This window comes from Streptomyces sp. NBC_00490 (assembly GCF_036013645.1).
Classification (GTDB): Bacteria; Actinomycetota; Actinomycetes; order Streptomycetales; family Streptomycetaceae; genus Streptomyces; species Streptomyces canus_F.
In genome coordinates this window covers 8,107,926-8,128,838 of the sequence record NZ_CP107869.1, presented here as the reverse complement: position 1 = coordinate 8,128,838, position 20,913 = coordinate 8,107,926, and the positions used below count along the sequence as shown (strand labels likewise).

Below are 20,913 nucleotides of genomic sequence, written 5' to 3'. Positions count from 1 at the left end.
TCCCCGACCGCCCCCGGCCCCGGCACCGCGCATCACCTACGGCGCGGTGCTGAGCAGCCCGTACGTCGCCCGCCTCCTCGGCGGCCCCCTCACTGGCCGACTCCCCCACGGCATGGCGCCCGTCGCCATCCTCCTGTGGGCCACCTCAAGCGGCAGCAGCATCGCCTTCGGCCGACTGCTCAGCGCTCTGTACGGGCTGTCCTCCTCGGTGGTGCAGCCCGTCAAGGGACGCCTCATGGACCGCCACGGCCAGACGGCGGTGCATCTTCCGGCCGCCGTACTCAACTCGGCTCTCCTGGTGACCCTTCCGCTGACGGGACCGTACGGCGGACCGGGCCTCGCCACGGCCATCGTCGTCGCCGCCCGCCTGCCCACCCCGTCCCTGGATGCCGGGCTGCGGGCCCTGCGGCCCAGCGTGCTGCTGTGAGCAGGATCGGTAGTTGGCATCAGGCAGGTTCGTGACCTGCCTGATGCCAACTAGATTCTATGACTCGAACACGCAATCAGAGAAATAGTTGGGCACAGTGGTACACCGCAGGTCAGGGGATGTTTCTCCGGTAACTTCAGGTCTCGATGCAGTGTCCCTGCTGATGATCCGTACGGTGATGCATTCACAGCGCCACGTCGCAACAACCTGTGAACAGCACATTTAGGTGACACTCAACGCCTCGTCTAACCTGGGGTGATGCTAACTGCAGTAGTTTTGGTAATCCGCAGTGAGGTTTCTTCATCAGGCTCTTCGCCAAGTGGCCATTATCCGGGGCCACTGTCTGCGGCACTGAACGCTTTAACCAGCACCGCGTTGGCGACCGTTGCCAATTGACCGAGGAGCAATGCTTCGAATCCGAAGTAAGGACTGGCCTGGAACATCCCGGTGGGGGCGTATCCGAAAACCTCTTCCGAGCCGAAAAGCGTTCCTCGATGTCCCGTGTGCGACCGCTTGTCGTACAGCGGGCCAGCGAGTTCTTTCACCTCGCGTTGCGTCAGCACTGTCTTGAGTGCTTTTCGGAAGCGCTTCTCGGCAACTCCCTTGCTGTGAGTGCATTCGGGATGGCAGTTACAGAGAGCGTCTGGGACGAAGCGCATACCGACGCCCTCAATTGCGGCGACGTAAGTGAGCAGCGCAAGCGAGGGGTGGCGTCTCTGCAGGCGCACGGCCTCGTAGTACGCGTTGAGCGCGATGTTTAGTCCGGAGTCGTTCTCGAGCCTCTCCCACGCCTGGTCCACCCACCACGGCAATTTCCAGTTCCCGGTTCCCGGAGGGACGTCGCCGGTCCACTCCTGGCCTTTCGGCATCGAGAACCCCGGGTTGACCGAGATAGGAACCTTCAAGGTCGGACCGGTGGGGCTCTGGGGCCAAGGGTGTGACCGCGGCTCCCAGAGCAGTCTGGTACTCAGCGTCAACAGGGCGCAGACGCGGCGCAACTGGACCTGCGCAACCGGAACGACGCGATCCCAGTGGTATGTCGTAACTCGACCGGTGACGATCACCGGGAAGGTGCGGCGTATGCCGATGAAGTGAGAGTCGACGCGCTCTGGTCCTCGGAACTCGCGCATGTAGACACCAGCAGAGGCCAGGTCAAGAGGCCCGAGGCTCCTTGCTGCGAGCTCTCCCAAGGTGTCAGGTCCAAGGCCGACCGAGGGGCTGAGACCTACCAGTGCATCCCAGACCTGAGGCTGCTGGTGACGGCCGATCTCGCTCACTGCCGCGTGCGCACCAATACGCCAGGGATCGACCTGGTCAGGGGCCAGCGTGCCGTCCTCGCCGACGACAGTGCAGGCGATGCCGGCGGGGTGCGGGTGAACGCGAAGGATGCTCGTTACAGATCCGTGCAGGGGCGGCCCCATCTCCACAGGCCCTCCGACACCATCGGTACCACTGATGCGGTGAAAACCGGAACCCATGACATTCCCGAGGTGGTGAGCCCATTCGTCACCATCTTCCGCGAAGGGGACCGGGAAGCAACCGATGTCCTGCTCCCACACGATGGACTCCTGCCCCTACAACTACACAAGTGTCGGTCGGTTGCCACTACCACGGCCGGCTCATTCAGCGTCGCACGATCTATGTCATAGTCCCGTTTCACTCGGGTGCGACGCTACCGAATAAGCCGCCGCGATTGGCACCGCTCGTCGCTGCCTGTTCACGTCCTGTGCCAACAGTCGCGGTATGGGGCGCTGATCGTGGCCACGTTAAGTGGGTGGCACGAGGCGGCGCTGCCCAGATGCTGGACGAGTTCGTCCCGCCGGCCGGCTAGCTCAATGACGATGTCCCTCGGTGCGTCGTCTGGCAGTCCCCGTCCCCGTTGGTCCTGATGCCAGTGCCCGAGAAATTCTAGGATTAGGTCGGCGATTCCTCTGCCTGCGTGGGCAGTCAGGATGTCGGCGGGGAGAGAGAACTGACCGGTGTGGATGGCCAGGTTTCGGCTTGCGTACATCCACGCCAAAAGGCCGTGAAAGAGCTCCTGTTGACCTTTGAGCCAGTCGACGAGAGCTGACGGTGCCGCGAGTCGGTGTTGCCAGGCTGTCAGCTGCTCCCTGGCCAGGCCACCTGCCACATCAGCCAGTACGGTCAGTGCGTCCGACGTCTGCTGGACGGTGGGGGGAGTTGACGCCTGACGTGGTAGTACGGCATCCAGGAAGTCGTTCAGATCCAATTTCCAGCTGGACATGTTGCATGGATGGTCGCGGTCGCCACCCTGCAGGAGGTTCTGCCGGACGACGGCAATGGCCGGGGCGAGAACCTTCTCCAGCTGCGCGGCATTCACTTGAGCCTCGGCTTGCCGTCGGCGGATACCTGCCAGCGAGTCCGTGAGGCGGGATGCCGCCTCTTGCGCGGCGGCAGTGGTGCCCCGGTCGGCTGCCGCGAGCGAGCGCTCGGCCTTGGCCAGCACAGCTACGAAGCTGTCTGCATACCACCGTGTGTGACGCAGCTGCGCGTTCGCTGAATCCGTCACAGACTTATAGACGCTCAGCAACTGCTGTCTCACGCTGTGCAAAGCACACGCTTTGGCTATGGTCTCGAAGTCAGCCGCCGTGACCCCGATCGATTCGATGGCGCTCCAGGCCAGGGCCACACTGGCCACCGGGGCATCCACCTGGCCCGCCAGATTCGCCATGCGCAGGGCTGGTCTGAGAGAAGCGGACCACCCGCTGGTGAGGGGGCGAGCGCTCTTGCCGCCACTCACTCGGCTCTCCGTCAGCAGCGGCCTATTAGTCGGGTCGATTACGACCGAAAGCGGGCTGAGACCCAAGTCCAGGAGTCGCTGCCCTGCCGCATATTGGTCCAGTGTCTCCGTCAGCTCCCTCCGGGCCTGGGCGATCGCACTGTGGGCGTCCGCGGCCTGCACAGGTACCTGAACCAGCGTGCCGGAGCCGACCCCTCCGATCACGGCCGTGACCAGGCCGCGCACCGCAGGGCTTCGAGGAACCCCTGGAGGAAGGGCGGGGCCGACCAATGGCCACTGCGCCGCTCCAGGGAGGAGCCGATCCAGTTCCTCCAAGAGCCGTGTGCCCGATACAGTCAGGGCGACCCGGTACTGCTTCCGCGCGGGCCAGAGGATGGCAGCCAGTTTTGCCGCATCCACCGGACCGCGATTGAACGCCGCGACGAGATCGTCCCTGAGAGCGAGCCCGTCCCGCCCTTCGAGCGCTACGAGAACTGCGACTTGGCCGCGGATTTGACCGGCTACGGCCGGGGTCAGAACAGCGCCGTTCCACAATGTCGCAAGCGCGGAGCGGACGGCGCTCGCGACGGGCTGGACGAGAGCCTCAAGTTGCTTGGCGTACGTCTGTTTCACCACTCGCGTGGGACTTCCCACCATGGCGCTGTTCACCAGCGTCAGAAGCTGCTGGGCCTGCCCAATAACGAAGGCGCCGTTCGGCGTGACGCTGTGCGCGGGTACCGCCGCCTCCACATCACTCAGGGCCTGCGCAAGCACGGTTCGAGTCAGGCCCACGCGCGGCTGATCGACGCGGGCGTGGCTCTCAAGTACGTGGTGGGACCGGGTGAGCGCCAGCACGGCACTGTTCGCGCCGGCGACGTGTTCGCTCAGATAGGTGCCCGGTTCGAGCGCACGAAGCACACCTTCCGCCAAGGCCCGCTGTTGTTGAGTGAGGTTAGCCCGGTCGAACGACCGAACTGCATGCGGATCCCACACCGTGTAGCGCATCGCAGAACACTACTGTGTACGTCATCGATCCTGCTGCCCAGCCGTTGCAGATAGTCGGAGTTGGTGGCGCGCGGCTTCTCCGGGCCGACCGATGAAGCCGACTCGGTGCGCTGCCACAGGTCCAGCCAGGGCGTCACCACCGTTGGCACGCCGAGCCGATGTCCGTCGAGGGTCGAACCACTCTGCCTCGGGGACATGAAACCAGGACGCTGTACGTGACATTGGGTGCGATCTGCCCGACGCCCGCCTTCGGCACGCCGCGCTCGCCCTCGACACCGGCACGCAGGGCCTCCTGTACATCGTCGGCCCCCTTCTCGTCGCCGCCCTTGCCTCCGCGTACAACCCCAGCGTCGCGCTCACCGTCACCGCCGTCCTCGGCCTGGCCGGCACCACCGTGGTCGTCCTCGCTCCGCCATCGCGGCGCTGGCGATCGACGCCGTCAGTCGGCACCCTGCACGGTCCCGTTGGACGGCTGACCAGCCCCGGCCTGCTGCTCCTGTTCGTCTCGCTGACCGGCATCGCGTTCGCGATCGGGGCCATGAATGTGTGGTCGATCGCCATAGCCGAGGACCACGAACAGGACATGCTCTCGGGAATCATCCCCGCCGCGTTCTCCACCGGCAGCCTCCTGGGCGGCCTCGTCTACGGGCGCCGCACCTGGAGTCGGACCACCGCCGACCGGCTGATCATCGCCAGCGGCGTTCCTCGCCGGGTGGCTCCCGCTCGTAACCCTGCCCGCGCCGTTCGCGGCACCGCCGCCATCGCAGTGCCCGGTGCGTTCCTGACCGTCGTGGTCGCTTGCGCCCACGTGACCACCGATGCCCTCCCCCTGCGGGCTGAACCAGCGAGGCGTATGCGTGGCTGATCCTCTCGATCGGCGTCGGACAGTCCGCGGGTACCGCCCTGGCCGCACGCCTCGCCGAGCAGCCGCTCACCAGCGCTGTGCTCCCCGCCGCCGGCGCGGCCTTCGCCCTCGCCGTCCTTCTCGCCGCGCGCCGACAGCTCCGCCCCGCCGGACACCGGCCGCGCGGCCGACACCGCCGCCCACTCCGGGGCCGGCACAAGACGCCCTGATCTGGGCGCACCCCCACCTTCCAACCCCTTTTGAGGAGAACGAATTATGGCCGTGCGTACGCACTGGACCGTGGAGCACGCCTGCTCCCACAGCGTGGATCATGACCTGTCCAATCGCCCTGCCGACAAGCGGGCAGGCTTTGCCCGTTGGCTCGCGTCGAAGGACTGCACCGATTGCTGGAAGGCGGCGCGCGACGCCGACTCCGAGTCCAAGGACGAGTGGCTCGCGACCAAGCGTGCCGAGGAGCAGGAGGCAGCCGTCGCGTGGGCCAAGCAGTTCGACATGCCGCAGCTGGAAGGCCCGGAGAAGGCCCTGGACTGGGGCGAGCGCTCCCGCCACCAACTGATGACGGCCGCGCACACCGCGCTCGTCGTCGAGGGCACGTGGGACGAGGCGGACTGGGCGGAGCTGGAGGAGAAGGCCCGCTCCATCACCCGTGCCGGATGGTGGATCGACCAGCGCGACGCCGACGGCACTGACCTGCTCGAACTCCTCGACGCGGCCAGTGAGGCGGACCGCGGGACGGAGAACCCCTTCCGCTGACGGCGGGGCAACATAGCCGGGAAACGCCGGTTAGCCAAACCGGCGTTCCTCCGGACTATTGATGCTCCCACCCGCCAGCAACCGCGCGGAAGGAACTCATGTCCCAGCCCCCGCCCACCTCGGCCTTCGCACCGACGCCCGACCCGCTCACCCCCGACCGGGACATCACCCACGCCCACTTCCAGGCCGGTGACACCGTCGTCGTCCTGAAGGGAGTGGCCGGCGGAGAACTGTGGGGCGACGCGATGCGCGTCGTTGCCCCTTCCTGGCACACCCCGACCGACGAGGACGGGTGGCGTCTGCGGGATGCGACCGGCGGCGCCCAGTCCTACGTCACCGCCCACCCCCGCTACCTCGTGCACCTCTCACGCCGCTGCCCTGACTGCCTGATCTATCTACGGGCCATGGAGAACACCCTCCTCGCTCGGTTCGCCGACCGCGACGAGCTGATCGACTGCGGCTGGTACACCACCACCGCCCTGGGCCAGCTCGTGCACATCGCCGACATCCGGAGCGGCCGGTGATCCCCCGCCTGCACGAGCGGACCCACCGGCCCCACGACCCGCTCGAAGAGGCGCTGGGGCGGCCGGTCTCACCGAACGAGGGCCTGACGGAGCACACGATCGTCGCCCACTGGCCCGGCCTGGATTACTTCACCCTGGACGACGAGCAGAGGATCTGGACGTCCGTCCAGTGGGCCGAGCACCTCGAAGACCCCTACCTGGAGCATCCGTTCGCCGACAGCCCCGACGACGACCGGCGGGCGATCCTCCACCTAGACATCCGCCTTCACCCGGACGACCGGGAACTGACCGGACCGGAGTGGGCCGAGGTCGCTCAACGGCTCGCACGAGCCGCCGGCATCGAGATCCCCGGCAAGGAACATGGCTGCCGATGGATCGCTGTCCAGGCGCAGCCAGGGCGCCTCGATCTGATCGCCAACCTGATCCACCTCGACGGCGCGTGGCACGCTCCCCCCGCGGACAAACTGCGGCGCCTGGCACAGGAGGCGCGTCGCATCGAACAGGACCTCCACCTGATCCCTGTCCGATCCGACCCCCCTTCGCGGCCTGCCGTCCGCGCGGCGCTCACGGCGTCGGCCCAGCTCGCGACCATCCTCAGGCAGCTCGCCGACGAACAGGCCGGCCCTCTGGCCGCGGTACGCGGACTCGTCGAGCACACCTCGCACCGGATCGCCCGCCAGCCGGGAGCAGCCGACACCGATACGGCACACCGCCTGGAGCTGATTGCCCGCCGCCTCTACGCCATCCAGCAGGACCTGGACACCACCGCAAACCGCCTGGCCCAGCCCCGCGCCGTCCCGGCCCCGGACGCCGTCCGGCACAACGCCCACCGATCGCCGTAGGAAATGTCTCCTTGCCCCGCACCGACCGCTTCCTGGACGTCCGCCGCGACCCGCACTCCGACGAACTCCTTGCCCGCGGCGGCGACTCCGAGGCACACAGCATCCTCCAGCGCGCGGGCTTCGTCGCCGTCGTCCGAGTCCATGAGACGTACCACCGCGCCCCGACCGGCCTAGCGGAGGACGACGAGTCCCGCCTCGCCACCGACGCCGTGGCCCGCCTGCGGGCGGCCGGATACCACGTCGACTGCGACGCGGACTTCGACACCGACTCGCGTCCGGCCAGCTACCTGCCGCTGGGATCCTCCGTTGCCCACGTCGCCGAGTGCCTTCGCGAGGCCGCCACTACGGACGAGGCGGCCGATGCGCTGACTGAGCTGACCGCCGCCCACGACGGCGTCCTCGCCGCGCTCGAGGAAGTCCTCACCGCCACCGCCGACTTCCACGACGGGCTCGGCCAGGCGGCCGACCCCTACATCGCGCGGCGGCTGCGCTACCTCGCCGACGAGCACCTTCGCGTCATCCGTACCGACCTCTCCGAGACCCGCAACCAGCTCGCCGACCGGCATGCCCCGCACCCCGGCCGCAGCACCTGCACCGGGGAAGTCCCGTCAACCGAGCAAGAGCGCTCTGCCGTGTGCGCCTGCCCGCCACCGCCGCGCACCCTCCCGGCCCCGCCGCCCCCGATGGCCGCCGGACTGCGCCGCTGACTCCCACCTCGCCCAAGGACACCATGCACGACCACGACACCTCCGAGCGCCTCGCCTCGTACGCCGACGTTCTCGCCGGCGAACTCCCCGACAGTTGGACCGGCTCCCACCTGCCGGCCCACGCCAAGGACGACCTCGCCGAACTCGCCAACCGCATCTGGGACCTGGACCTGGTCGCCGCCTCTCTCGCCGAGCACCCCCTGCAGCAGGCCGCCGTCCTGAGCCGACAGGACGGTGCGCAGCTCGTCCTTCTGGACCGGCACGACGAGCGCGACGGCTTCCTCATCGCCGCCGTCGCCCCGCACGCCCTGCCCGACGAGGCGTTCCGCGGCGTTCCCGAGCCCAACGGCATCGCCCTGGCCGATGACCCGTTCCTGAGCGCCGAGCAAGTTGCCGGCGACCTGCTCGCCCGATACGACAGCGCCCTCGCCCAGGTCCGCCACAACGCCCTGGGCGGCATCCAGCCCTCCCAGCCGGACCGGGTCGTCCTGACCTGGCAGCCGGACGGCAGCATCGCCACTGCCCCTGCCGACGACCGCGCCAGCGCTGTCCTCATGGCCCACGGCTTCGTCCAGGACCCGCAGAGTGGCATCTACCGCCTGAGTGGTGACGACACCCAGGCCCAGGCCCGCGCCCTGCGCGAGATCGGCCCGCGCCTCGACGCGCTCGGCATCGGGACCGCTCTGCAGCATCCCGCAGGCCGGACCGCGCCCACCGCCGCCGCTTCCGTGCCGCCCGTCCCGGCGGGTCTCCGTACGCCGGCCACCCGGTCTCGGTGAAGCAGACGGAGCCCGACTTCTCGGTTCTGGAGTACGTCACCATCACCAAGGACCCCCGAACCGACCTGGTCGTGGCCATCGGCGGCACCGACAAGGCTGCGGACATCCTCCAGCGAACCGGCGGCTTCCTCTCCGTTCCCGGACCGCGCGGGGACTATCACCGGCTTCCACACGGCCTGCCCGTCGAGCAGCAGCGCCGGAAGGCGACCGCAGCCTCGCACGCCCTGCTCGCCGCCGGGCACAGCGTCCACCTCGACCCCACGCTGAACATGCTGGTCGCACCGGACGGTGAACGTGAGGCCGCCCTGCGCTACCTGGCGAGCCTCGCTGAGCGAGCCGCAGCCGCCACAACCAGCAACGAGGTGGCCGAGGTCCTGACCGAGGTCGCTGCCCCCGTCCACGGGCTGCTGCCCCTCGCCAGAGAGGTCGTCGTCCGCGCCTGGATCGCCGCCGGCGACTTCCAAGGGGCCGCGCCCGCCGGGGAACCCGATCCCATCGCACGGCTCGGAAGCACCGCCACCTCCATGAGCGAGGCCGCGCGCGCCATCCTCCACGCCCGCAACCACGCCGCGCGCCCTGCGCAGCGGCCGGCCACTACCTCACCACCGCCGAGCCGCGCCCAGCCCGCGGAATCCCGCCGCCGCTGACCCCGGAGAACCACATGGCCAACCTGGCCGACGAATACGGCACGGACGTCGAGATCTACATCAAGGCCCTGACGACCACCATCCACGCCGACACCCCAACGGGCGCCCCCGCCCAGCTTCACGACCTGCTGGAACACCTCGGCCTGGAACGCCACGCATACCCCACGGACGCGCCGCTCTACATCTGGCACACCGTGCCCGAACACCTCGACGCCGGCGAGCAGAAGCGGCTGGCAACCCGCGCCATCCCCGTCCTGCTCCTGGCCGGGTACGAGGTCAACTGCACGCCCGAAGTCTTCGACGAATCCGCCTACCGGCAGGCCGTGCAGGACCTGCGCACCCGAGCGGGCCGCCCTGCCGTGCGGCAACAGGCACCGATCGGCTCCCCCTCGCCTCCAACCCCGGCCCGCCGCACCCCATAAGGCGCCTGGGCGGTCCCGGCACCGCGCCGGGACCGCCCGCCTCACCACCCGAGACCCGGAGAAACCCGTAGCAACCCGCACACCCCCGCCGATCAGCAACCGGCTCAAGCCCCGCCTCGCCACGGCCCTCTTCCGCCGCTATCTGCGCGCCTGTATTCCGACCGGCCCCGACCGCACCTCCCCGCTGGCCGGCGCCCGCCCGGAGGCCGCCCTCGCCGAGACACAGCGCGTCGGGCACCGCCACCACCACTGACCGTCCACCGCCCCGGAGGAGCATGTCCCACCCCGCCCCCTACCCGGTGAGGCTGGCCGACGAGATCACCCGCCAGCTCGGCCAGCTCGCCGACCACCTCTCTCAGCTTCCCCCGCCCCAGGCCGCTCAGGTCATCGCCCGCGTGCTCGACCCGGACACCGGAGTCCTCGGCGGCGTCACCCACCTCGTCGCCACCGGCAGCGTGTTCGCCAAGGACCAGGCAGAGCGAGGCGCGCTCCCCGCGGAGGTGTGGCTCGCCCTAGGCCGTGCCTCGAACGAACTCGGCGACATCACCCTCGACCTGGACGAACACAAAGACACCCTCCAGCGCGTCGGCGCCCAGCCCGCCACTACGGCGGCGAAGCCCCCGGCACCCGCACCGCTCGTCGTCCGGCGCCGCCGGTGAAGAAGAAGCAGTGGCAGGGCTGGGGACCCGACGAGCAGGCCGAGCAGCACTACCTCGTCCAACCCCGCGCCCTGGCCAGCGGCGGCGACGTCCGGCACGTCTCGGAGTTCCTGCGTGCCTCCGGCTGGCGGGACAAGTCCAAGACGGGCGGCCCCCTGCACATGGAGAGCCCGGACCGCACCGTCCGCATCTCCTACGACCCCTACGTCCTCCCCGGCGGATGGACCATCCGCGGCAGAGCAGACGGAGCGAACGGCGAGTGGTCCGCCCACCTGGGTCGGCAAACGCCGGTGGAGATCGTCGCCGGCCTGACCGACGCCCTCACCCGCCCCCGCTACGCCCATGCCCCCAACGTCTGGGCCCCTCTGCAGGAGCAGAACTGGCACACGCGCTTCGAGGGCCAGGACTACATGGCGACGAGCCCCGACGGCACCGCGTGGATGCAGTACCGGCAGAGCCCCGACGGGGCGGCGATGTGGTGGACCGGAGCGCGGGACAAGCAGGGCAACGGCTGGACCGCCAACTTCACGCCGAACACCCCAATGCACCTGGTGCAAGCCTTCTCCGCCGAACTCGCCAGCCCGGGCCCCGTGATGCGCCCACGCGGACGCGTGCCGCACAGCGCGCAGATCCGTACCTGGTCGGTGTCCGTGAAGCCCTCCCAGCTCAGTGCGTGGCAGCAGGCCCGCATCACGGCCGCCCGCGCCGCCACCTGGTCCCGCAACAGCGCCCGCACCACCAGGCCGCGCACCAGCGCCCGTCCCTACACCCCGGCCGGCGGCGCACGCACCCGCCGCTGACCGCAACACCCCCGCCCCGAGGAGCCCGATGCCCGCACTCACCCCGGACACCATCCACGCCCTGACCGAAACGCTCGCAGACCTCACCGACTACCTGCGCGAGAACCCCGACCCCGCAAAAGCCCTCGCCCTCGTCGGGCCCCTCCTCGACGAGTACACGGGCCTACCCGTCCAGTTCGCCGACACACTGCGCGCCCTCGCCCGCGCCGTACAAGAGAACCCGGACACGCCGCGCACGGCGCAGGGCGACCTTCTGATCACCGAGCTGCGCACGGCCGCCTGGGAACTAGCCGACCAGCACACCCTCCACTACGTGCTGGACGATCTCCGCGACCTGTACGGATGTTCGCCCACGAACGAGCCGGGGTACTGCTGGTGCCGCTGAGCGAACGGCAGCTCGCCGCCTTCGCCGACAAGCACGCCACGCAGATCCCGTACGACACCAGCCCTCGCCACCTCGCCGACCCCGGAGACGCCCGCCACGTCACCCACGGTCTGGCCGCCGCCGGATGGAACGCCGTCTCCGACCCCCTGAGCGCCGAGATCATCCTGGCAAGCCCTGACCTTCGCCACCGGCTCCAGTTCGACCCGCAGTCCCGCACCTCCGCGTGGTGGCGGCTACGGGCGGAGCCCGTCGGCACCGAGCCCGGCTGGTACGCCGAGTTCGGCGAACTAGTGCCCGCCGAGGTCCTCGCCGCCTTCACCGACGCCCTCACCGCCCCGCCGCCACACCAGCCGGACCCGTGGCAGCAGGTGACCTCGGCAGGATGGCACCACGAGCCAGACGGCGCGCGCTCGCCGGACTCCATGTGCCACATCGAACTGCGGCCGTTGAGCGAATTCCACAACCGGTCGTCCTGGCACATCGAGACCCGCGAGCCCGGCCACGGGGAGTTTTTCGGCCCGCGCATCTGGCACGCCTACCTCGACGAGTACACCCCCGCTCACCTGGTCAGCGCGTTCCTCACCGCGCTGACCGACCGCAGCCCGCTCCAGCGCGGCATGTTCGAACGCACCGGCCACTACAGCGCCATACAGGAGCCCAGCCCGCTGCGCCCGCAGCAGGTGGTCGACGCCCACGCCACGCGCATCAAGCATCTGCGCGCCCAGGCACGCTCAGCCCACCGCCAGCAGACGAAACCCGCGACGATCCCGGCGCACGCCAGTACCGCGCAGCCGGCCGCTCGCCGCTGACCTGACAGGACCCCTCCCCATCTCCCGAGACCACCACGCACACCGCGACTTCCTGCGCCACCTCGACCACTACGTGCGGGACAGCCATAAGATCCTCGACGCCTGGGACGCCTACTCCGACGAGCACACCGGCCTCGACGGCTGGCCCTACGACGACCACGCCTACGGCATGCGCAAGAGCCAGCGCGATGCCGACACCGCCGACGCGTTCGAGCCGCTCCGCTACGGCGCCCGGCACCTGCTGGCGACCGCCGAGACACAGCTGGCCCAACTGCCGGAGAACACGGTGCAGAGCCGCTGGGTATACCAGCTGGGCGTCCTGCACACGGCCCTCGACCGTCTCGACGAACTGCACGAGCAATGGCTGCTCACCCGTGACGCCCTGCCCGCCACCGCCAAGCCCGGCACCGCCGAATTCGACGACGCCCTCGCCGAACATCACGCCGAATCCTGGAGCTACCTCGACGACTGGGCCACCCACGGCAAAGCGCTCCGGGAGATCAACACCGCAGCCCGCAAGGCCCCCTCATCCCTGGTTCCCATGCCTGCCCTCGCACCCGTGCGACGAACCGCGGCACGGAAGTGACTAGGGCCCCGACTCCCGAGACCGTCGAGGTCGACTTCATCACCCCGCGCCACCTCGCCGGCGGCGGTGACCCCGCCTGGATCACCGTTCCCCTCCACCGTGCCTGCGGATGGAGCCACGGCAACGACCCCCTGGTGCCACGCGTCCTGCTCTCCAGCCCCGACCAGAAGCCTCTCCTGCGCCCTGGAGCCTGACCCCGACGACCAGTGGTGACCCCGCACCACGTCGCCGAGCCGGACCGGCCCGCCTGGCACGCCAGCTTCGGCGCCCGCACGGCCGTCAAACTGATCGCCGCCTTCACCGACGCCCTCACCGACCCGGCCCCAGCCGCTGCCGGGCCGCGCGACCCGTACGGAGCGCTCCGGCAGGCCCAGTTCGGTGCGCACACTCCGCCACACCTTGTCGCCGCGTTCACCGCCACGCTCGGCGATCCGTAGCCCGTGCACCGCACCGACAGCGGGCGCAGTCTGCCGATCCTCGACCCGAACGTCGTCATCCGCCGGACGACCGACGTGCTCGCCGCGTACGTCGCCGGCGAGCTGGAAGACCGCGTTCACTCCCTCGCTGCCCGGCACACCACCACGCCGACGGCCTCGATCCCCTCACGGCCAGCGCCGCCCAGGCACGACCGCAGCCGCTAATCCTCCCTCCCCGCCCGGAAGCACATAGCCCTTGCCACCTTCCTCCTCCAGCAGCAACACCGACGGATACGACCTCGTCCTGCGCCTCCTCCTCGGGGTGCTCGCCGTCGTCGTCCCCCTGTCCCACCTGGCCTGGCTGTCCGGCAACATCACCGCCTACCTCACCGGCACCAGCTGGGCCCCCTACCAGCCGACCAACGCCCTGCTCCACCCCGAGCAGGTCTGGTCCGACGCAGGAGAAGCGTCCCTGCTGATCGGTGCCCGCATCGTCCCCGTTCTCCTGCTCCTCGCTCTCGGGGCAGGGGCTGGCGTCCTGTGGGCCCGGCACAACAACCGAAGCGGCAGCCGGAAGAAGATCACCGACATGGCCAAGGCCCGGGACATCGAGCCGCTGATGGCCAAGGCGATCACCGACAAAGCCCGCTCCCTGCGCCCCAGCCTGAAGGACAGCAAGCACATCGACGCGAAGGACACCGGCATCCTTCTCGGCAACCTGCAGGGCAGCCGCCACGAGGTACGGATGGGGTTCGAGGACGTCGCCGTCGCGATCATGGCGCCCCGGTCCGGCAAGACCACCTCGCTCGCCATCCCGTCCATGCTCGGCGCACCCGGCCCGGTCCTGCTGACGTCGAACAAGGCCGCCGGCGACGCCTTCACCACCGCCTACGAGGCAAGGGCCCGGGTGGGGGCGGTGTGGACCATGGATCCACAGCAGATCGCGCATGCCGCCCGCGAGATGTGGTGGAACCCTCTCGCCAGCGCGACCACCTTGGACGGGGCGAACCGTCTGGCCGGACACTTCCTCGCGGCCACGGTGGACGCCTCCCAGCAGGGCGACTTCTGGTCGAAGGCCGGCAGCAACATCTTGTCCCAGCTGCTCTTGGCCGCGGCGCTCGACGAGCGGCCCATCACCGACATCATGCAGTGGCTCGCCTTCCCCGCCGACCGCACTCCGTTGGACATCCTGCGCGACCACGACTTCGCCGCCGTCGCCGCTCAGCTCAAGGGCACCGTCGAAGGTCCCCCGGAAACGAGGGACGGTATCTACGAGACAGCCCGGCAGTACGCCTCCGCGCTCCTGAACGCGGAAATCGCCGCGTGGGTGACGCCGCAGAGGGACGTTCCGGAATTCCGGCCGGAGCAGTTCGTCACGTCCACCGACACGCTGTTCCTACTCAGCAAGGACGGTGGCGGCGGAGCCTCGGCGCTGATCGCCGCGTGCGCGGACTCGGTGATGCGGGCCGCGACCGCGCAGGCCGAACGTGCCGGCGGGCGCCTGGATCCGCCCATGCTGGCGATCCTCGACGAGGCCGCCAACGTGTGCAAGATCAGCGACTTGCCAGACCTGTACTCCCACCTCGGCAGCCGCGGGATCATCCCGATCACGATCCTCCAGTCCTACCGCCAAGGCCAGAAGGTCTGGGGAGACGCGGGCATGGACGCCATGTGGTCCGCCTCGACTGTCAAGGTGATCGGCAGCGGTATTGACGACCCGGACTTCGCGGACAAGCTCAGCCGCCTGATCGGCGACCACGACGTGGAGACCACGTCCACCTCGCACTCGGAGTCCGGCAAGAGCACGTCAGTGTCGATGCGGCAGGAACGGATCCTGCCCGCCGACGCGATCCGCGCCCTGCCCAAGGGCACCGCGCTCTGCTTCGCCACCGGCATGCGCGCCGCCATGCTCGACCTCCGGCCGTGGTATCGGGAGCCCGGCGCGGAGGAACTGTCCGCGGCGTCCGCCCGCGCATCGCAAGCGATCACCGCCCGCGCCGTCGCGAAGCACGCGCCGACACAGTCCGACTTCGGGCTGGCCACGTGATACTCGACCTCTTCGCGGGGCCGGGCGGCTGGAGCAGGGCGCTGCACGTCTTCGGCGTGCGCGACATCGGGCTGGAATGGGACGAGTGGGCGTGCAAGTCCCGGGCCGCGGCTGGGCAGTTGACCATCCGCACCGACGTGGCAAGGTATCCGACCTGGCCCTTCATCGGCCGCACCCGCGGAATGATCGCTTCCCCTCCGTGCCAGGCGTGGAGCATGGCCGGCAAACGCCTCGGCCTGCTCGACCAGCCGCTGGTGCACGCGGCGGTCGCGGACCTGGCCGCCGGACGCGACTCCCGCGAACGCCTCCTCGCCGCATGCCGTGACGAGCGCTCCCTGCTCGCAGCCGAGCCGATGCGCTATCTGTACGCCCTGAACATGGTCGGCGAGCCCGACTGGGTCGCCATGGAGGAAGTGCCGCACGTCCTGCCCTTGTGGAAGCAGTACGCGGCCGTCCTGCGCGGGTGGGGGTTCTCCGTCTGGTACGGGATCCTCAACGCGGCCGACTTCGGCGTCCCGCAGACCAGGAAGCGGGCGATACTCCTGGCCTCCCGCGTCCGTACGGCGCGGCCTCCTACCCCCACGCACTCCCAACTGGCCGAACCGGAGTCGCTGTTCGGTCCCGGCCGCGCCCGCTGGGTCAGCATGGCCGAGGCTCTGGGATGGGGCGCCACCGACCGGCCCGTCCCCACCGTCTGCGCGGGCGGTGGACCCGGCGGCGGACCCGAACCGTTCCCGTCGGGCTCCCGCAAAACGCTGTCCGACGCCCGTGAGCGCGGCACCTGGATGCCCCGGCCGGACGGAGTGGTCCTGCAGTCCCGCCCCGAAGGCGCCGGATGGGCGGCCCCGCACGGCACACACGAGAACCGAGCCGCCGACGCTCCGACGCCGCCGTTCACCGCTGAGGCCCACCGCTGGTCCTGGTCCCTGTGCAGCAACAACCAGGCAAACGCCACTGTCCGTCCACTGTCCGAGCCGGCTGGCACGCTGTTCTTCGGGCACCGCGCGAACGAGTGCACTTGGATCGCCGAGCCCGCCTCACCGCCGGCCATGGATGTCGACGCGCCAGCGGTTCCCGAGCCGATCCGAATCACCGCCCACGAGGCGGGCATCCTGCAGACCTTCCCCGCCGACTACCCCTGGGCCGGCAACAAGGGCCAGCAGTTCTCCCAGATCGGCAACGCCGTGCCCCCGCTGCTCGCCGGCCACCTCCTCGCCCCACACCTCGGCGTCACCCTCGACCCCGACGACTTCACCCTCGCCGCCTGATGCCCCACGCCCCCGAACCCGACGAAGACGACCTCGACGCCATCCCACCGCCCCAGCCGGTGTTCCACGTCGAGCAGGCCCTCCTCGGCGCCCTCCTCCTCGAACCGCACCGCCTCAGCAACGTGACCGGCATCGCCGCCGACTCGTTCTCCACCGCCGCGCACTCCGCCTTGTACGCCGCGATCACCACCCTGCCGCCGCCCGACACCGCCGAGCACGCGAAGAACACCAAGTGGCTCGACCGCGTGCTCGCCACAGGCCGGGAGCAGGCGCGCGGACTCACCGCCTCCTACCTGCACACCCTCATCCAAGTCTGCCCCTGGGCCAGCCACGCCCCCGCCTACGCCCGGATGGTCGAAGCCGAACACGCCCGCCGCTGCCTACGGACGGCTGCAGAACGCCTCGTCCACACCGTCCACGACGCCAGCCTCCCGCACCCCGTACAGACGGTGCTCGCCGAGGCGGACGCACTCGCTGCGGTCGTGGATGACATCGCTAACCGCTTCCCGCCACGCGCAGGCGTGCTGCCGCGCACCACCGCCCCGCCGCCGCCCGCCGCACCCGACCCCGCAGAGGCAGTCGAGGAGGAACAGATTCTGCTCGCCACCGCTACGGCCTACCCCGCCGACATCGAGGCCGTCCGGTGGCTGCTCCCCGAGGACCTCACCCTGCCGCTGCACGCCGGCCTGTGGCAGTGCCTGACCACCCTGGCCCGCCGCCGCGAGCCCGTTGACCCTGTCACGGTTCTGTGGGAAGCCCAGCAGCGCGGCCTGCTGGACGACGGCAGTGAACCGGGCGAGGTGCTTCGCCTGCTGACCGAACCGGCCGGTTCCGTCGAGCACTGGGGGGAGAGAGCCCTGCAGCGCTCCCTTCTGGCCACGGCCGAACAAACCGGCCGACGCATCGAGGCGTATGCCAACGACCCGGCGAACACTCCGTTCCAGCTCGTCGTCGGCGCCCGCCGCGGCCTCGCCGACATCAGCGCCATCCGCACCCGCTGGCAGCACGCCACCGGAGCCGCCCCGACACAGCGGCAGCGACCAGCGCCCACCACCCGCGCCGACCCGCCGACCACCACGGCCGCGCACGCCGCCCGGTCCACACGAGCAACCCGGTAGCCCCCGCGTACCTCGGTGGCCGGGCTCGAAGGCCCGGCCACCGGCAGAAGAGACGAGACCCCAACGTGACTCCCGCCATCGACGCCCACGTCCGCCTCGACACCCACCCCACTCACCCGAGCGCCGTGACCGCCATCCTGACCGGCAGTCAGGCCCGCGTCGCTCTCATCGCTCTGGAGGCTGCCGACTGGAGCGTCGCCGCCGACAACATCCTGGTCCTGGCCCGCATCGATCACGAGGAGCCCTACTGGGCCGAGGACGCAGCCAAGCACCTGATCGCCGAAGGCATCACCGTCGAGATCACCCCTCGGCTCCAAGAGGCCATCGACGAGGAATGGACCTGGGCGAACTACCCGATGCCCTGGTGCACCCGCAGCGAAATCCGCGAGGTCTCCAACCAGGCTCAGAAGATCCACGACGACATCCGCCACAGCCAGCTCCTCATCCACGCCCACGCCCACGACGGCCACACCACCGTCGCGGTCGGCACCTACCTCCACCCAGGCGGCAAGTCCGTCTACCTGCACGGCGAGGACCACCTGCGCCAAATCGCCGACACCTTCGACTCACCCGCCAAGGCCCTGCTCGCCTTCGAGAAGGTCCACTCGGCCGAGATGCGCCCCGGCCCGGCTCCCCTGACCGACACCGAACGCGCCGCCATCGAAGCCCGCTCCGTCTTCGACGTCACCACAGCCAAGCCCGAACCCTCCCGCCCGGAGCCGGAGACCGTCCCCGTCTACCTGTCCGGTGCCGGCGACCACGACGCGCTCCTCGACACCTTCCTCGACGCGCACAGCGAGTTCGAGAAGTGGCGAACCTGGTCGGATGACACGACCCACGCCATCCACGAATCGCAGACCCTGCGTATCGAGCGCGTCCACGAAACCTCCGCCCACGAGACCGCCTGGACCGTAGCCGCCTACGAAACCCCCGTCTCCGACCGCATGTGGGTCCTCACCGCGACCGGCGCCACCCCCGCCCCGGTGCTGCAGAACCTGCTGATCCACCTCGCCGACGGCAACGGCTGGGACACGGTCATCGGGGCCCCGGTGGACGAGAAGATGGTCACCGCAGCCACCCAGCCGCTCTCCGACGCCAGATGGAAGCACACCGCGGACGGACGATGGATCCGCTGGACGTCCCCCGATGGGGACGCGGGCGTCCAGTTCGACGCCTTCGCCGCACAGCACGCGAGTCAGAACCTGGCCACCTGGACCATCTGGGCCGGCTCTGGTCCGGACCGGCCCACCTGGGCCATCACCGCGTCCCCGCACACCCCGAGTTCGCTGCTGGCCGATCTCTCCGAATCCCTCGCCCACGAGACCGGCACGCGCCAGGCCCAGCTGGGCCCCGAGCACAAGGCCCGCCTCGCCGCCAGTGCGCCGGCGGCTCCGGCGGTCACGGCCGGCCGACCCGCCAGCCGTTCACGCTGATCATCGGCCCACACGAGCGGGGCAACATAGCGCGGGATCGCCGGTTGGCCAAACCGGCGATCCCGCGCACCATAGATAGTCCACCGCCACCCCCTGCCCGCACGTCGAGAGGTCCTCCCACGGCCGCAGACACGACACGTAGCGCGGCCCGCCACGAGGCCGCCAGCGGCAGGCGATCACGCCGCCGCGTAGCTCGCCCGGAACAGCTCCTGCGCCCGCTCCACGTCCCTCGGCGTACGGAGCTGCACCTCCAGATCACCCGTCCCGTGGTGACCGAGACCGGACACGTCCCGGGTGAAGCCCGGAACAAGGTCGACCTCCTTCGGGTCGACCTTCAGGTAGACCAGCAGCTTGCTGCGCTGCGGCGGGCACAGGCAGGCGAAGTTCCGCAGCCGCTGATACGCCCGGTAGGTCTTGCGCTCAACCCGGTTCACGCCGTCCCCGAGCCCGAGCAGGACCTCGTCGACCGCGCCCGCCAACTCCACCATCGCCGCGCCCTGGGCATCGGCCGCCGCCCGAGCAACCGCCCCGCGCCGTGCCCGGCGGGTCACCTGCACGCTGCCGCTCACGGAGGCCACGGTCTCAAGCCCGAGCAGGTCCCTGCCGAAGAGTCGGTAGCGGACCAGGTCGATCGACCTCCGGTGCTCACGCACGGCATGCGCGTCGTGGCGGGTAAAGTCGCCGGCGATGCAGATCAGGCGCGGGCCGCTCCACAGGACCTGGGACGCGGCCGTCACCCCGAGCCGGTCGCGGACCAGGTGCTCGAACTCCGCCCGGTGGTCCATCAGCCACGAGAGGTAGAACAGCCCCTGGTTGATGACGCCGGCGTCGACACCGCGCTTGTACTCCACGATGACCGGCGATCCGTTCTCGTCCAGCCCGAGCGAGTCGATCCGGCCCCCGTGCACCGGCCCAGTGCCGTACTCGCTCGCCAGGAATCGGACGCCCAGCAGCGTCTCCATGTGCGCCTCGACGAGACCCTGCACATCGGCCTCGATCTCAGCAAGACGCGGCATGACCTCGGTCATGCCGCTATTCGTCGTGTCCGTGCGGAACAGCTTCAGGCCCGACACCTTCCCCTCCTCGGCTCGGAGACCACCAACGCCGATGAGGTGCGCGTTTGTTTCCGCGAGAGGCTTCGGGGGCGTGAAGATAATGTGAGACCCTACGTACGGCCCGACCGAGGAGCGCTCGCGTCCACCGGCCACCGTGAAACCGCGATTCCCCCATGTGTCCCCCGCAACCTGGGGGACAGCGCCCGGAAGGTGCGTTTACGCAGGTCAGCCCCCGTAGATCAGTGGATAGAGCACGTGCCTTCTAAGCGCTTGGCCGCAGGTTCGAGTCCTGCCAGGGTGCCCCTGACGGCCCGCGTCGCCAGACCGTCAGCCACACCCAACAAGATCATCATTGCGCGGTGCGGGCCAAGACGGCTTCCGCATGGCCACCGCCGCCCACCAGGCCCTGCCGCCAGGGGGCTGGGCCAGGAGCACGGTAGGCAATGCCGGAGCCGCCGAACACCTGCGGTAACACCGCTGGCCGCAGGCAACCGCGGCTGGGATGCGCTGGACAGTGCCCGAACGGGGTCCGCCGCCGCTCTCGCCAGAAGCTATCTCGAACCTGGTTACCGTCGCTGGGAAGCCGCCAACGTCGACGGCGCCCTGAGGTTCATACGCCAAGACCG

General features: G+C 69.8%; 24 protein-coding genes. 21 read left to right on the top strand and 3 right to left on the bottom strand.

Annotated features, from left to right (window positions below; translation table 11 throughout):
• Positions 1-46: 46 nt before the first annotated feature.
• Positions 47-427, top strand: coding sequence for a hypothetical protein (locus tag OG381_RS36950; protein WP_327720323.1), 381 nt, complete (start codon positions 47-49; stop codon positions 425-427).
• A gap of 326 nt (positions 428-753) precedes the next feature.
• On the opposite strand, the gene OG381_RS36945 is transcribed toward OG381_RS36950, so the two are convergent.
• Positions 754-1,986, bottom strand: a complete 1,233-nt coding sequence (locus OG381_RS36945; protein WP_327720322.1) for a hypothetical protein — start codon at positions 1,984-1,986, stop codon at positions 754-756.
• Positions 1,987-2,144: 158 nt separating this feature from the next.
• Positions 2,145-4,172 (bottom strand): hypothetical protein, encoded by a 2,028-nt coding sequence (locus tag OG381_RS36940; RefSeq protein ID WP_327720321.1) that lies wholly within the window; start codon positions 4,170-4,172, stop codon positions 2,145-2,147.
• A 394-nt stretch (positions 4,173-4,566) separates the two neighbouring features.
• Here OG381_RS36940 and OG381_RS36935 point away from each other — a divergent pair, with 394 nt between their 5' ends.
• The 20 genes from OG381_RS36935 to OG381_RS36840 all read left to right on the top strand — a co-directional run bounded on the left by OG381_RS36935 (position 4,567) and on the right by OG381_RS36840 (position 19,232).
• Positions 4,567-5,037, top strand: a complete 471-nt coding sequence (locus OG381_RS36935) for a hypothetical protein (protein WP_327720320.1) — start codon at positions 4,567-4,569, stop codon at positions 5,035-5,037.
• Between the two features lie 255 nt (positions 5,038-5,292).
• A complete protein-coding gene (locus OG381_RS36930) occupies positions 5,293-5,790 on the top strand; it encodes a hypothetical protein (protein ID WP_327720319.1) in 498 nt (165 codons plus the stop codon).
• A gap of 98 nt (positions 5,791-5,888) precedes the next feature.
• Positions 5,889-6,314 carry a hypothetical protein gene (locus tag OG381_RS36925; RefSeq protein ID WP_327720318.1) on the top strand — a complete coding sequence of 142 codons (426 nt, stop codon included), beginning with the start codon at positions 5,889-5,891 and terminating at the stop codon, positions 6,312-6,314.
• Positions 6,311-7,156 carry a relaxase/mobilization nuclease gene (locus tag OG381_RS36920; RefSeq protein WP_327720317.1) on the top strand — a complete coding sequence of 282 codons (846 nt, stop codon included), beginning with the start codon at positions 6,311-6,313 and terminating at the stop codon, positions 7,154-7,156. The genes OG381_RS36925 and OG381_RS36920 overlap by 4 nt, the downstream gene beginning before the upstream one ends.
• A gap of 11 nt (positions 7,157-7,167) precedes the next feature.
• Positions 7,168-7,863, top strand: a complete 696-nt coding sequence (locus OG381_RS36915) for a hypothetical protein (RefSeq protein ID WP_327720316.1) — start codon at positions 7,168-7,170, stop codon at positions 7,861-7,863.
• 23 nt (positions 7,864-7,886) lie between these two features.
• Positions 7,887-8,642, top strand: a complete 756-nt coding sequence (locus OG381_RS36910) for a hypothetical protein (protein ID WP_327720315.1) — start codon at positions 7,887-7,889, stop codon at positions 8,640-8,642.
• Positions 8,639-9,289 (top strand): hypothetical protein, encoded by a 651-nt coding sequence (locus tag OG381_RS36905; RefSeq protein WP_327720314.1) that lies wholly within the window; start codon positions 8,639-8,641, stop codon positions 9,287-9,289. Before OG381_RS36910 ends, OG381_RS36905 begins: the two co-directional genes overlap by 4 nt.
• 14 nt (positions 9,290-9,303) lie before the next feature.
• Positions 9,304-9,711, top strand: a complete 408-nt coding sequence (locus OG381_RS36900) for a hypothetical protein (protein ID WP_327720313.1) — start codon at positions 9,304-9,306, stop codon at positions 9,709-9,711.
• Between the two features lie 275 nt (positions 9,712-9,986).
• On the top strand, positions 9,987-10,370 hold the full coding sequence (locus tag OG381_RS36895) for a hypothetical protein (RefSeq protein ID WP_327720312.1): 384 nt from the start codon (positions 9,987-9,989) through the stop codon (positions 10,368-10,370).
• Entirely contained in the window at positions 10,367-11,170 is an 804-nt protein-coding gene (locus tag OG381_RS36890; RefSeq protein ID WP_327720311.1) for a DUF317 domain-containing protein, read from the top strand. The genes OG381_RS36895 and OG381_RS36890 overlap by 4 nt, the downstream gene beginning before the upstream one ends.
• Positions 11,171-11,198: 28 nt before the next feature.
• Entirely contained in the window at positions 11,199-11,555 is a 357-nt protein-coding gene (locus OG381_RS36885; protein ID WP_327720310.1) for a hypothetical protein, read from the top strand.
• Complete coding sequence (locus OG381_RS36880) at positions 11,546-12,364, top strand: DUF317 domain-containing protein (protein WP_327722639.1); 819 nt, start codon at positions 11,546-11,548, stop codon at positions 12,362-12,364. The genes OG381_RS36885 and OG381_RS36880 overlap by 10 nt, the downstream gene beginning before the upstream one ends.
• 73 nt (positions 12,365-12,437) lie before the next feature.
• Complete coding sequence (locus tag OG381_RS36875; RefSeq protein WP_327720309.1) at positions 12,438-12,950, top strand: hypothetical protein; 513 nt, start codon at positions 12,438-12,440, stop codon at positions 12,948-12,950.
• Positions 12,947-13,144, top strand: a complete 198-nt coding sequence (locus tag OG381_RS36870; protein ID WP_327720308.1) for a hypothetical protein — start codon at positions 12,947-12,949, stop codon at positions 13,142-13,144. Before OG381_RS36875 ends, OG381_RS36870 begins: the two co-directional genes overlap by 4 nt.
• 15 nt (positions 13,145-13,159) lie before the next feature.
• Positions 13,160-13,387: a DUF317 domain-containing protein gene (locus OG381_RS36865; protein ID WP_327720307.1), complete on the top strand. Its 228-nt coding sequence runs from the start codon at positions 13,160-13,162 to the stop codon at positions 13,385-13,387.
• A gap of 3 nt (positions 13,388-13,390) precedes the next feature.
• Positions 13,391-13,591 carry a hypothetical protein gene (locus OG381_RS36860; protein ID WP_327720306.1) on the top strand — a complete coding sequence of 67 codons (201 nt, stop codon included), beginning with the start codon at positions 13,391-13,393 and terminating at the stop codon, positions 13,589-13,591.
• A gap of 31 nt (positions 13,592-13,622) precedes the next feature.
• Positions 13,623-15,413: a type IV secretory system conjugative DNA transfer family protein gene (locus tag OG381_RS36855; protein ID WP_327720305.1), complete on the top strand. Its 1,791-nt coding sequence runs from the start codon at positions 13,623-13,625 to the stop codon at positions 15,411-15,413.
• On the top strand, positions 15,410-16,681 hold the full coding sequence (locus tag OG381_RS36850; protein WP_327720304.1) for a DNA cytosine methyltransferase: 1,272 nt from the start codon (positions 15,410-15,412) through the stop codon (positions 16,679-16,681). The genes OG381_RS36855 and OG381_RS36850 overlap by 4 nt, the downstream gene beginning before the upstream one ends.
• Positions 16,681-17,799 carry a DnaB-like helicase N-terminal domain-containing protein gene (locus OG381_RS36845; protein ID WP_327720303.1) on the top strand — a complete coding sequence of 373 codons (1,119 nt, stop codon included), beginning with the start codon at positions 16,681-16,683 and terminating at the stop codon, positions 17,797-17,799. Before OG381_RS36850 ends, OG381_RS36845 begins: the two co-directional genes overlap by 1 nt.
• 65 nt (positions 17,800-17,864) lie before the next feature.
• Positions 17,865-19,232, top strand: coding sequence for a DUF317 domain-containing protein (locus OG381_RS36840; RefSeq protein ID WP_327720302.1), 1,368 nt, complete (start codon positions 17,865-17,867; stop codon positions 19,230-19,232).
• Between the two features lie 176 nt (positions 19,233-19,408).
• Here OG381_RS36840 and OG381_RS36835 read toward each other — a convergent pair whose 3' ends face one another.
• Positions 19,409-20,305, bottom strand: coding sequence for a DUF5655 domain-containing protein (locus tag OG381_RS36835; RefSeq protein ID WP_327720301.1), 897 nt, complete (start codon positions 20,303-20,305; stop codon positions 19,409-19,411).
• Positions 20,306-20,913: the final 608 nt, after the last annotated feature.